At 58.8% G+C, this 11,619-nt stretch carries 9 protein-coding genes and 1 riboswitch; of the genes, 4 read left to right on the top strand and 5 right to left on the bottom strand.

Annotated elements, in window-relative coordinates:
- Window positions 1–3: 3 nt before the first annotated feature.
- The 3 genes from B9G99_RS09095 to ribB form a co-directional block, all read right to left on the bottom strand.
- Window positions 4–954: a glutathione S-transferase family protein gene (locus B9G99_RS09095; protein ID WP_086621804.1), complete on the bottom strand. Its 951-nt coding sequence runs from the start codon at window positions 952–954 to the stop codon at window positions 4–6.
- Window positions 951–1,427, bottom strand: coding sequence for a bifunctional diaminohydroxyphosphoribosylaminopyrimidine deaminase/5-amino-6-(5-phosphoribosylamino)uracil reductase RibD (locus tag B9G99_RS09090; RefSeq protein WP_086621802.1), 477 nt, complete (start codon window positions 1,425–1,427; stop codon window positions 951–953). Before B9G99_RS09090 ends, B9G99_RS09095 begins: the two co-directional genes overlap by 4 nt.
- Window positions 1,428–1,517: 90 nt before the next feature.
- Complete coding sequence (gene ribB, locus B9G99_RS09085; RefSeq protein WP_086621801.1) at window positions 1,518–2,207, bottom strand: 3,4-dihydroxy-2-butanone-4-phosphate synthase; 690 nt, start codon at window positions 2,205–2,207, stop codon at window positions 1,518–1,520.
- Window positions 2,208–2,317: 110 nt separating this feature from the next.
- A riboswitch (FMN riboswitch) is annotated at window positions 2,318–2,470 on the bottom strand.
- Window positions 2,471–2,618: 148 nt separating this feature from the next.
- On the opposite strand from ribB, the gene B9G99_RS09080 reads away from it, so the two are divergent.
- From B9G99_RS09080 to B9G99_RS09065, 4 genes are all read left to right on the top strand, one after another.
- Window positions 2,619–3,638 (top strand): SMP-30/gluconolactonase/LRE family protein, encoded by a 1,020-nt coding sequence (locus B9G99_RS09080; RefSeq protein WP_086621799.1) that lies wholly within the window; start codon window positions 2,619–2,621, stop codon window positions 3,636–3,638.
- Between the two features lie 139 nt (window positions 3,639–3,777).
- Window positions 3,778–4,878, top strand: coding sequence for a cobalt-precorrin-5B (C(1))-methyltransferase (locus tag B9G99_RS09075; RefSeq protein ID WP_086621798.1), 1,101 nt, complete (start codon window positions 3,778–3,780; stop codon window positions 4,876–4,878).
- A gap of 382 nt (window positions 4,879–5,260) precedes the next feature.
- On the top strand, window positions 5,261–6,844 hold the full coding sequence (locus B9G99_RS09070; RefSeq protein ID WP_086621796.1) for a BCCT family transporter: 1,584 nt from the start codon (window positions 5,261–5,263) through the stop codon (window positions 6,842–6,844).
- A gap of 338 nt (window positions 6,845–7,182) precedes the next feature.
- The gene (locus B9G99_RS09065) at window positions 7,183–8,820 is read left to right on the top strand and encodes a BCCT family transporter (RefSeq protein WP_227875761.1); all 1,638 of its coding nucleotides are present in this window, start codon (window positions 7,183–7,185) and stop codon (window positions 8,818–8,820) included.
- A gap of 79 nt (window positions 8,821–8,899) precedes the next feature.
- On the opposite strand, the gene B9G99_RS09060 is transcribed toward B9G99_RS09065, so the two are convergent.
- Both B9G99_RS09060 and B9G99_RS09055 read right to left on the bottom strand, forming a co-directional pair.
- Window positions 8,900–9,655 carry a 3'-5' exonuclease gene (locus tag B9G99_RS09060; RefSeq protein ID WP_086621793.1) on the bottom strand — a complete coding sequence of 252 codons (756 nt, stop codon included), beginning with the start codon at window positions 9,653–9,655 and terminating at the stop codon, window positions 8,900–8,902.
- Complete coding sequence (locus tag B9G99_RS09055; protein WP_086621792.1) at window positions 9,655–11,580, bottom strand: putative nucleotidyltransferase substrate binding domain-containing protein; 1,926 nt, start codon at window positions 11,578–11,580, stop codon at window positions 9,655–9,657. Before B9G99_RS09055 ends, B9G99_RS09060 begins: the two co-directional genes overlap by 1 nt.
- Window positions 11,581–11,619 lie beyond the last annotated feature (39 nt).

Here is an 11,619-nt window from a genome sequence, read left to right as displayed (position 1 = left end):
GAATCAAAAAGACGATGCCGGGCTCAGGGTAAAGCCATCACGTGGAAAATGGAGGCGTACAGGCCCCAAGACGCGACCCTCGAACGTGGCCTCACGCTCGAGCGTGAGCGCCTCTCGACTGATATGCACCAGCCGGCCATGAACGCGGTCAACGCCGTAATCCACGGCACCAACGGTCACTTCATCGCCCGGGGCCATGTTGAGGCTGTCATCAAACTCGTCTGCCAGCGGCTGCCAGTGATCGCAGGCGGCAGCAATCTCGTGCGCCTGAGCCTCGCTTGCGTCGTGACGCCTGCCGTGGCCGATGGCGCCAAGGCGCTCAAACCAGGCCATCAGATGGGGATAGTCCTGCGTGATGCCACGCACGCCGGGGTTATTTCTCACATACCAGATTGGATGATAGAGCGAGAAGTCAGCCAGCGTCGGATGCTCACCCAGCACGAACGGCTGACGGGCCAGCTGGGCATCAAGCATTTCAAGCGTCGATGTCCAGACGGCGCGCGAGAACTGATCATCGGGCCTTGAGACATTGCCGCCGCTGAAGAGCTCGGCGCGATCGGCCTGGAAACGCGCCAGTCCCTCCTCGCCGAGCTGATCTACCAGCACCGCCCGCCCTTCGGGACGAAAGAGAATCGGAATGGCCGCCAGAAAGAGACGATCTCCCATTTCCTCCAGCGCCCTGACACTGGCCGCCTGACCCGGCGGTACCAGCGTGGACTTCCCTGACAGCCGCTCGATGACACGCACGATCAGTGCGGTGTCGCAGTAGATATCGCGACCCATCTGCAGCGCCGGCGTCTTGCGGTAGCCGCCGGTCAGCGCCGTGAAATGCGGCTTGGGCATCATGCGGGGGATACGCACCGAGCCCCACGCCAGATCGCAATGCCCCAGCAGCAGGCGTACTTTCTCGGAAAACGGTGAGGGATCGAAATGATGAAGCAGTACGGATGTCATGAGAACTCCTGGCAGCATTTCAACGATTGGTAGCGCGGATCGATATCCAGATGGGGACTGATAAAGCGAGCCACCAGCGCCTGTTCGATACCGATCCGTACCTCGATGCCTGCACGACGCATCATCTCGATGCCGCGCCCCTGGTTGAGCGGGTGCGGATCAATCATGGCGACATTGACACGCCGAATGCCGAAGTCAATCAGCGCCTGCGCGCAGGAGGGCGTGCGCCCGTGAAAGGAACACGGCTCCAGCGTCACAAAGGCCTCGAGATCGCTGGCCGTTGCAAGCTGCGACAGGGCATGCGCTTCGGCATGACAATGACCCGGCGGCTGGGTATGGCCCCGGGCCACGATGGTGCCGCGACTCACCAGCACACATCCCACGGGTGGATTGGGCAGGCAGTGCGGCAGCGCCAGACGTGATGCGGCCAGCGCCTGGCGCATGAAAAAGGCAGACGAGTCGAGCGTCTTCATTGAACGGGTCCCCTGCAGACAACCGACAGCACGTCCGGCGTGCTGTCGGTCAGAGGCGAAGGCTATCGCAAGGCATGTTTGGCGAGAGGCCTACATCGAGGCAAACGCGGCCACATCATAGGCTTGAACCGGATCATGCTGCTCGCGCCAGGTCACCAGCTCGGCGATCGAGACCATCGGATAGTCCCGCTCGCGCGCGAAGGCTTCCAGCGCCTCGCCACGCATCATGGTGCCGTCATCGTTCATCAGCTCGCAGAGCACACCTGAGGCGCCATGACCGGACAGACGCACCAGATCGATCGTGGCTTCGGTATGGCCACGGCGCGTCAGCACACCACCGTCACGGGCACGCAGCGGAAAAATATGCCCCGGGCGAACGAGATCATCGGCCCGAGCGTTATCCGCTACCGCTGCCCGAACGGTAACGGTACGGTCGTAGGCGCTGACGCCGGTGGTCACACCCTCTCGGGCCTCGATGGTGACGGTAAAACCGGTCGAATAGGGGCTTTCATTGTTGACCACCATCGGCGGCAATTCCAGCCGGTCGGCATGATCACCGGTGAGACACAGACAGACGATGCCACTGCCAAAACGGATCATCTGGGCCATCTGATGATCTTCCAGTGTGGTGGCGGCAAAGATCAGGTCGCCTTCGTTTTCCCGATCGGGATCATCGGTGACCACCACGCCATGACCACGGGCCAGACTATCGAGTGCCTGCTGGACACGCGAGCGTGCGGCTTCAGAAAGGGAACCATCATTTTCAATATTGCGGGACATAAAGGCTGCTCCAGGATCGCCTTTCATTGGCGAGGGACAAGGAACAGGGCAAGACAGGAGTTCTTGTACGACACGTACAGCGACGCCTCGCCCGATCAAGGGGCAATGACGTCGATCCTCTCCCATCCGGACTATCACCGTCGGCATCGGGATCTCACCGATTCCTGCGCGTATGCGCTCGCGGGCTTGTTCGCTGCCGGATATCAGCATCCGGTTTTGACATCACCGCCGGTGGGGACTTTCACCCCGCCCTGAGGATCTGACTCAACAATAGAATCGGGCTCAGCCTATCCTGCAAATTCCGCTCGAGCAATCCCCGCCGGCACATGTCAATCGCAAATGGTCATATTGGCGAAAGCTGTTTTAAACGTCAGGCTATGTCCATCATTTCAGGCACAAGGAACACCGCTCATGTCCCGCTGGCTTCAACATGTTTCGCGCTCATTGTGCACCGGTCTTTTGATGGCCGGCATGGGCACCGGCAGTGCGCTGGCCTCCACAGGTGATTCCGCCGAGGTCGTTGCGGAAACGCCCGGCTTTACCGACCTGGTGGATCAAAATGCCGATATCGAACGACTCTACGATGGCGGCATATGGAGTGAAGGCCCCCTGGCACTACCCGACGGCAGCGTGATCTGGAGTGATATCAAGAACAACCGCGTGATGATCTGGCGCGAGGGAGAAGAGGTCCGTGAATGGCTGCGACCGGCACAGTTTCACAACGGCCATACGCTGGATCATGAAGGCCGAATACTGGCCGCCTCCCACGGCAAGCGCGCCGTGGAACGACAAAACGAGGACGGTCGATGGGAAGTGCTGGTCGATCTTGACGGTGAGCAAAAACTCAACAGCCCCAACGACCTGGTGGTCGATGCCCGCGGGCGCATCTGGTTCACCGACCCCACCTTCGGTATCGACCAGCCCGAGGAGGGCTACGGGGGCACACCCATGACCGGTGGCGAGTACGTTTATCGCTTTGATCCGAAAAGCAGTGAACTGACCCGGCTGTCCACGCCTGAGGTCAAGACCCCCAACGGTCTGGCCTTTGCACCGGGTGAAACCACCCTTTATATCGCCGACTCCGAGCAGGGCCACGACCGGGAGGACGACAGTCTCAACCATCATATCGTGGCCTACGATGTGAGCGATGACGGCACGCTGTCCAATGAACGTGTGTTCGCCGAGATCTCACCGGGTGTACCGGACGGCCTCAAGGTCGATGAGCAGGGCAACGTCTGGACCAGCAGCGACAGCGGGCTGCAGGTCTTCAATCCTGAAGGCAAGCGTCTGGGCCGCGTTGATCTGCCCGAGCGCACCGCCAATCTGGCCTTTGCCGAACACGACGGGCAGCACTACCTCTTCGTGACTGCGACCACCAGCCTCTACCGCATCCCGATCAAGGTGGGCGAGGCGCAAACGCCGCGCAAGTAAACGGTCTGACCGTGCCCGCCTGCCGACCCGGATCATGTCAGCAGGCGGGTGCGACCGTGCAGAGCGCTGTAATGCGTCGATGGGGTCTTTCAGGCGCGCATGCTAGAATTGCGGTCGTCTCATCCAATGCCGATGCGCCATGACCCAGGAACGCGCTCCTCTTAAACGTGGCTGGACCACCGGATGCTGCGCGACCGCCGCGGCGCGTGCGGCCTATGCCGCACTGCTGTGCGGCGAATTCCCCGACCCGGTGGCCATTACCCTTCCGAGGGGACAGACGCCCTCCTTTGCGCTGGCCGTTCACGAGCACGGCGATGGCTGGGCCATGGCAGGCATCATCAAGGACGCCGGCGATGACCCGGACGCCACGCACGGAGTGCTGGTGCGTGCAACGGTTCGACCACTCAAGGCCGGCTCGGGCCTGGTGTTCAAGGCCGGTCCCGGCGTGGGCACCGTGACCCGACCAGGGCTGCCGATCCCGCCCGGAGAGCCCGCAATCAACCCGGTCCCACGCCGCATGATTCGTCAGGCGCTTGAAGCGGTTGCCCACGAGGCGCCCGGCCACCACCAGGTGGATCTGGAAGTGACCATCGCCATCGATGATGGTGAGCGCATCGCACTGGATACCCTCAATGGACGACTGGGCATCGTCGGCGGCCTCTCGATACTGGGCACGACCGGTATCGTGATTCCATTTTCCTGCTCGGCCTGGATTCACTCCATCCACCGCGGCATCGACGTCGCTCGTGCTCGCGGCCTGCCCCACATTGCCGGCTCCACCGGCTCGACCTCGGAAACCGCCGTGCAGGCCCATTACGGCCTGGAAGAAAGTGCACTGATCGAAATGGGCGACTTTGTCGGCGGCATGCTCAAGTATCTGCGCAAGCATCCGGTCCCCAGAGTCACCATTGCCGGCGGTATCGCCAAGATGGCCAAGCTCGGCCAGGGGATGCTGGATGTGCACTCAAAGCGCGGCGTCATCGACCTTGAACGGCTGGCGCGTCTGACGCGCGAGACCGGCGGCGATAATGATCTGTTTGAACGTATTGCGGGTGCCAATTCGGGGCTGGAGGCGTTTGAACTGGCAAGTGATGCCGGCATCGCGCTGGGCGACAGGCTGGCAGAAAGCGCCCTGAACTGCGCGGCACAGGTTATTCAACACAGCGGTATAGAGCTTGATGTCATGGTGTTTGACCGCCAGGGGCAATGTGTCGGACACAGCTCATTGCAGGACTGTTGAAACATTTCCAATAAACATGGCCATATCCGAAATTGTTGAGGAAAACCGGTTACACTTGTTGTTTTCTCGACTCTGGCGACATAAGGCGCGCTGGTATCGATAAAGGCAATGCTTCAAAAGAGCGCCTTATGTTTTTTGGGCAGCGACCTGCCTCACTTTTTCTGTCTATAGTTTTCTGCGATTACTGGACATGATGTTTTCTGCGGTTTTAAAGCAGGAATTCACATTAGCGACATTATGAACTATAAAAATTCGACTTAAAAAAGCCCGATCCATAAATTAAATTTATACAAAATGGAGAAATTTTTTGGTTCAGCAATTACCGGATAATGATAATTCCTCGCCTCGGGAGGGTATCCCATCTCCGTCGGGAAAGTCCGACATGATCGATACCGACTATGTTATCGGTCAGGATAATTTTCAGGGCAAAATGTTCTTCAGCGTGGACCTGCACGGTAAGGTCTTCGGTATCTCGGCACTGTTGATTTTACTGTTTGTGGTCCTGACGCTGGCTCTGCAGGAAGAGGTATCTCCCCTTTTCAACGGCATGCGCGAATGGCTGACGAACAATCTGTCGTGGTTTTTTCTGTCGGCCGCCAACATTTTTGTATTGCTGGCAGTCGGACTGATTTTTACGCCACTGGGCAAGGTGCGCCTGGGGGGTGCCGAGGCCAAACCGGATCACTCCTATATCGGCTGGTTTGCCATGCTGTTTGCCGCCGGCATGGGCATCGGACTGATGTTTTACGGGGTTTCCGAGCCCATATCGCATTACGATACTGCCATGGCAGGCATCACCGTAGAAAACGGCATGCGTACCGACTGGGCGCCCCTTGGGGCCGCTGCTGGCGATGCAGCTGCTGCCAGAGAGCTGGGCATGGCCGCCACTATCTTGCACTGGGGTCTTCACCCTTGGGCCATCTATGCGATCGTAGCCCTGGCGCTGGCGCTTTTTTCCTATAACAAGGGATTGCCGCTCACCATCCGTTCAATCTTCTACCCGATTCTGGGTGAACGGGTATGGGGATGGCCCGGCCATATTGTCGATATTCTGGCCGTATTCTCAACTCTATTTGGTCTGGCCACCTCACTGGGCTATGGCGCCGAACAGGCCACTGCGGGTCTGCACTACCTGTTTGATGTGCCCGATACCAACGTAACGCGCGTGCTGCTGATTACGGCCATCACGCTGATTGCGCTTTGCTCGGTAGTGGCAGGAGTGAACAGTGGTGTAAAACGCCTCTCCGAGCTCAACATGGGACTGGCGTTTTTGCTGCTGCTGTTTGTCTTCTTCGTCGGCCCCACAACGGAGCTGGTCAGCGACTTTTTCACCAACCTGCTCTCCTATGCCACTCACCTGCCGGCACTATCCATGCCCTTTAGCCGTGACGATATGGAATACAGCCAGGGATGGACCGCATTTTACTGGGCATGGTGGATCAGCTGGTCGCCATTTGTCGGCATGTTCATCGCCCGTGTGAGCCGTGGCCGTACAGTACGCGAGTTCCTGATAGCCGTTTTGGTGGTGCCAACGCTGGTCTGTGTGCTGTGGATGACCGTCTTCGGCGGTACCGCCATCGGCCAGGTCGAAAGCGGTATGGACGATGTCGCTAACGCTGCGCTTGAGCTCAAGCTGTTCATGATGCTTTCGCATCTGCCGCTGTCCACGATCACCTCGCTGATCGGCATCATACTGGTGATGGTATTTTTCATCACCTCTTCGGACTCCGGTTCACTGGTCATTGATGCCATTACAGCCGGCGGCAAGATCGATGCCCCGACACCGCAACGCGTCTTCTGGGCACTGATCAGCGGTGTGATCGCCATTGCGCTGCTGCTGGGCGGTGGCCTGGGCGCGCTTCAAGCCATGGTCATCTCTACAGGCCTACCGTTTGCCGTCGTCCTTTTGATCGGCAGCTTCGGGATTATCAAGGGGTTGATGTCAGAACCGCGCAATCAAAATTGATATCATTTTGAAATAGTGACATTAAAAAAGGAGCTGCCCATAGGCAGCTCCTTTTTTTGCATGTTTTATCGATGCCTATGGACGGTGCCAACAAACGGCCACACCGACTGAGCCGACCACGTCATAAAATAAAACGTACACTATTAACGCTTTTCCATAACGCTAAATTGGCAACGCCGAACGAGCAGATCGCACATGAAGGATTGCCATACAGCGTAATTCACTTACACTCTGTCGCAATCAAGTGACCAAACCATCAATTCGCCTCACTATTTTAACTACACTGGGTCATGTCGCCGGCCCAGACCGCTTTCTTACGACTGCAATGGAGAAATGCCTTGAGTCAAACATCCGGAAACAATGATAACGAGAAGGATCAGGCCAGTGAGGGCATACCCGCCCCGACTGGCAAGGCCAACCTGATCGATACCGACTATGTCATTGGTCAGGACAATATTCAGACGAACAAGTTCGGTTTCAGCGTAGATCTCCACGGCAAGGTCTTCACCGTCTCTTCTCTGGTGATCCTGCTGTTCGTGATCATCACGCTTGCATTGCCGGAACAGATGGGACCCGTCTTCAACGGCGCCAAAAGCTTTCTGACCGACAACCTGAGCTGGCTGTTTCTGCTGGCGGCCAACATATTTGTCATCCTCGCGGTGGTACTGATCTTCACGCCACTGAGCCGGGTGCGCATCGGCGGCATGCATGCCAAACCGGACTTCAGCTACGCAGGCTGGTTCGCCATGCTCTTCGCCGCCGGCATGGGCATCGGGCTGATGTTCTATGGAGTATCGGAACCGATTACCCATTACGGTACGGCCATCACCGGCGACTCCTGGGCACCGCTGGGTGGCGCACAGGGCGACTCAGCCCAGGCGCAATCCATGGCCATGGCTGCCACCATTTTCCACTGGGGCCTGCACCCTTGGGGCATCTACGCCATCGTGGCGCTGTCGCTGGCGCTCTTTTCCTTCAACAAGGGTCTGCCGCTGACCATGCGCTCGATCTTCTACCCGATTCTGGGTGAGCGTATCTGGGGCTGGCCGGGCCATATCATCGATATCCTGGCCGTGTTTGCGACGCTGTTTGGCCTCGCAACCTCACTGGGTCTTGGGGCTTCTCAGGCTTCTGCCGGTCTGAATTATCTGTTTGATATCCCCAACACCAATGTGACCATGGTCCTTTTGATCATCGGCATCACGCTGGTCGCGCTGTTGTCGGTCATGCTGGGCGTGGACAAGGGGGTACAGCGCCTGTCACAGATCAATATGGCACTCGCCTTCCTGCTGCTGCTGTTCGTGATTTTTGTCGGCCCGACCATGCTGATCGCCACCGGATTCATTGAGAACATGGGCTCGTATCTCAAGAATCTGCCGGCGCTTTCAATGCCCTTCGGACGTGAAGACACCAACTTCGTTCATGGCTGGACGGCCTTCTACTGGGCCTGGTGGATCTCCTGGTCTCCGTTTGTCGGCATGTTCATCGCACGCGTCAGCCGTGGTCGTACCGTGCGTGAATTCCTGATCGCCGTGCTGCTGGTCCCGACCGTCGTGTCCGTGATCTGGATGACGGCCTTCGGTGACACTGCCATTTCACAGCTGACCAGCGGTTTTGAAGGCGTCAAGGATGCGGCGCTGGAACTTCAGCTGTTTGTCATGCTGGGGCAGCTGCCGCTGACGGAGATCACCTCCTTTGTCGGCATTATTCTGGTCATGGTGTTCTTCATTACCTCTTCGGACTCCGGTTCGCTGGTCATTGACTCCATCACTGCCGGCGGCAAGGTCGATGCACCCAAGCCGCAGCGCGTGTTCTGGGCACTGATCGAAGGCGCCATTGCCATTGCCCTGCTACTGGGTGGCGGTCTCACCGCACTGCAGGCAGCCGTTATCACTACCGGCCTGCCCTTCACCATTGTTCTGCTGGCCGCGTGTTACGCCATCATCCAGGGGCTGCGCTCGGAGCCTCGCTACTAGGGTGATTCGTCACGTCAGCACACATGGTGTGCATCAAAAAAGGCGGCCTGCGGTCCGCCTTTTTCATGCAGGAAAAACACTACTCCCAGAGCACTCCGACCGGGGTATCCGGCGCGTAATGCCGAGCGATCTGTGCCTGTAAAAGTTCGGCCGTGGCCAGCGCATCGATCAGCGCATGGTGGGCCTGATAAGGCGGCAGATTATAGCGCTCGCGACTGGGATGCAGCCGCAGTGACACCGGACGTCGGCCAATCAGGCGCTGAAACCAGGTCAGACGACGGTGCTGCCAGGCTTCAATGGCCATGGTATCGATCAGCGGAAACAGCAGTGACTCCTTGAGGTAGTGGCGGGCGGCCGCATTCAGAAACTCGCGCTCGATGCGGGTGTAATGCACCACGACCAGGCGACCGGCCAGCTGCTCGAGCACCTCCCCGATGATCTGGTCAAAACGGGGTGCATCAACCAGGTCACTGTGGGTCAGTCGATGATAGATCACGGAACGACTGCTGAGCGCTCGACGTGGTGAGACCACCCAGTAATGGCTTTTGGCCACCGGGATGCGGTTCAGCGTAAACGGCTGCACGCCAATGCTGACAATACTGTCGCGGGCAGGGTCAAGGCCGGTGGTCTCGATATCCAGCGCCACCAGCGGCACCTCACTGATGGGCGTCTGGGGATCCAGTGTGCCCGCCCCGAAATAACAGGCCAGCCGATCATCACGGGTGGTGTTTTCCCGGTCTGCCAGATAGGCCGGCCACTCGGAAACCAGTTTTCCGCGCCGGTGCCATTGCCAGCGTCGATAGTGCTTTTGCAATCGCTGTGGCCAGTCACGCATCAGCGGCTCCTTCCTCGACTGGCACCCGAGGGCACCGGATAGCGGAACTTCAGGAATTTCTGAGCATGACTGAGAACTTCAAAGGCATCCTTGAGGTTATGACGCTCGTGGCTTTCGACGTTACTGGGCCTCAAGCGATTGTCCGGCGACTCGTTACTCTCGATGGCCAGGGCCTGGTGACGGATACGCACCATCGAGATGAACTCGAAAGCGTAGCGCAGCCGATCGTTGACCCCTTCGGGCAGCAGGCGCGTCTCGGCAATGTCCTTGAGCCGGTCGATGGTGTTATGTGAGCTGGACCCGCAGGCCAGGGCATGAACGCGCACCAGATCCACCAGTGGCGCCGTCCCCCGGCGCTTGAGATCGATGGCATCGTTGTGCTGACCATCCTTTTCCAGAATAAAGGTGCGAAAAAGACCCAGCGGCGGCGTACGGTTGAGCGCATTACGCGCCATGGCCGCCAGAAATAACGGGTGCTGGGGCGCCATCCTGGCGATCAGTGCCTGAAGGTCTTCCAGCATGTCGAGTTCGCCATGGACAAAGCCCAGATCAAAAAAGATCGAGCTGTGCAGCAGCGCTTCGGGGTCGGGGTTCTCGATCCAGTCGCGGAAATAGTTCTGCCAGACCGACAGCGGCTGTCGCCAGCGCTGGTTGGTGGCCATGATATCGCCCTTGCACAGCGGATAGCTGCACGCCGCCAGCCCGTCGCTGACAAAACGGGCCAGTGACTGGAAATATTCATCGTGCTGCTCGGGGATGAAGCTGTTGTCCAGGATCATGCCATGATCCTGATCGGCAAAGACCGTCTGCTCGTCACGCGCACATGACCCCAGCACCATGAAGCAATAGGGAATCGGCGGCGGCCCCAGCTCGGCTTCACCCAGCTCCAGCAGCTTGCGAATAAAGCTTCGACAGATCGTTGCCATGGTGCGACCGATCATCTGGGCATCGGCCCCTTCATCCACCAGGCGCGCGAAGGCCAGCGGCACATCGCCGCTCAAGCGCACCAGCCCGGCAAGCCCTGCCTGATTGAAGATCGAACTGACCAGATAAAGGCTGCTGCGGGTCTCATAGCGCATGACGTCGCTGAGCTGCAGCACCCCGATCGGACGCCGCCGATAGAGAATGGGCAGATGCTGAACGTTGTGATTGAGCATCGTCATCATCGCCTCATAGATCGACGCATCCGATGGCGCGGTCAACAGACTGGTCGACATGATCTCGCCCACCGGCGTCTCGCCGCTGAGATCTTCCGCCAGAGCCCGCACACAGCAGTCGCGGTCGGTCAGAAGACCGGCCAGACGACGCACCTGCCCTTCCTGGGTCGTGAAGTGACGCGGACCGTTGATCCCCTCCTGCTCTTCACTGAGGATCAATACACAGGTGACATTGTCTTCGCGCATGCGACGCGCCACCTCAACGATCGGCGTATGAATATCCACCATGGTTGGCTTGCGACGGATCAGACGACGCACTCGCGTGCTGCTCATCTGATTATCATTGCGCTGCTGGTCGACCGTGGCCTTGAGACGGTCGCCGCCGGTTTCGACAAAGTCGGCAAAATCGTCGTTGTCCGCCCGCAGCGATTCAAAAAGCTCGGCCGGGACGAAATAGATCAGCGTGTCTTCGATGGCGCGTACCGGGAACCGCACACGACGATTGCGCATGATGTCCGAGTAGCCAAAGATATCGCCTTCCACCAGGCGGTCGAACAGCTGGCCGCTGCGCTTTGATACTTCAACGGCGCCGCTGCGCACGTAGCAGAGCTCGTTGATTTCCTGATCCAGCGCCAGAATGTCGGTCCCGGCCTGGAAATAGCTGATCTCGACCTGGGTGGCCACCTGATCCAGCCATTCATCGCCGAGATATTCAAAGGGCGCGAACTGCGCCATGTGCTGGCGAATTTCCAGCTGTTCGATATCCATCCGCTTGCTGCTCCCTGGCTTGCCCTGCGTGTATCGCCA

It is taken from the genome of Kushneria konosiri, from assembly GCF_002155145.1.
Lineage (GTDB): Bacteria > Pseudomonadota > Gammaproteobacteria > Pseudomonadales > Halomonadaceae > Kushneria > Kushneria konosiri.
The sequence above is the reverse complement of the archived record's forward strand: the minus strand, read 5'-3'. Positions and strand labels throughout refer to the sequence as shown.

Bases quoted from the DNA above. Each gene is read 5' to 3' on its own strand.
- B9G99_RS09095 (WP_086621804.1), bottom strand. From the start codon at position 954: ATGACATCCGTACTGCTTCATCATTTCGATCCCTCACCGTTTTCCGAG.
- B9G99_RS09090 (WP_086621802.1), bottom strand. From the start codon at position 1,427: ATGAAGACGCTCGACTCGTCTGCCTTTTTCATGCGCCAGGCGCTGGCC.
- ribB (WP_086621801.1), bottom strand. From the start codon at position 2,207: ATGTCCCGCAATATTGAAAATGATGGTTCCCTTTCTGAAGCCGCACGC.
- B9G99_RS09080 (WP_086621799.1), top strand. From the start codon at position 2,619: ATGTCCCGCTGGCTTCAACATGTTTCGCGCTCATTGTGCACCGGTCTT.
- B9G99_RS09075 (WP_086621798.1), top strand. From the start codon at position 3,778: ATGACCCAGGAACGCGCTCCTCTTAAACGTGGCTGGACCACCGGATGC.
- B9G99_RS09070 (WP_086621796.1), top strand. From the start codon at position 5,261: ATGATCGATACCGACTATGTTATCGGTCAGGATAATTTTCAGGGCAAA.
- B9G99_RS09060 (WP_086621793.1), bottom strand. From the start codon at position 9,655: ATGCGTGACTGGCCACAGCGATTGCAAAAGCACTATCGACGCTGGCAA.
- B9G99_RS09055 (WP_086621792.1), bottom strand. From the start codon at position 11,580: ATGGATATCGAACAGCTGGAAATTCGCCAGCACATGGCGCAGTTCGCG.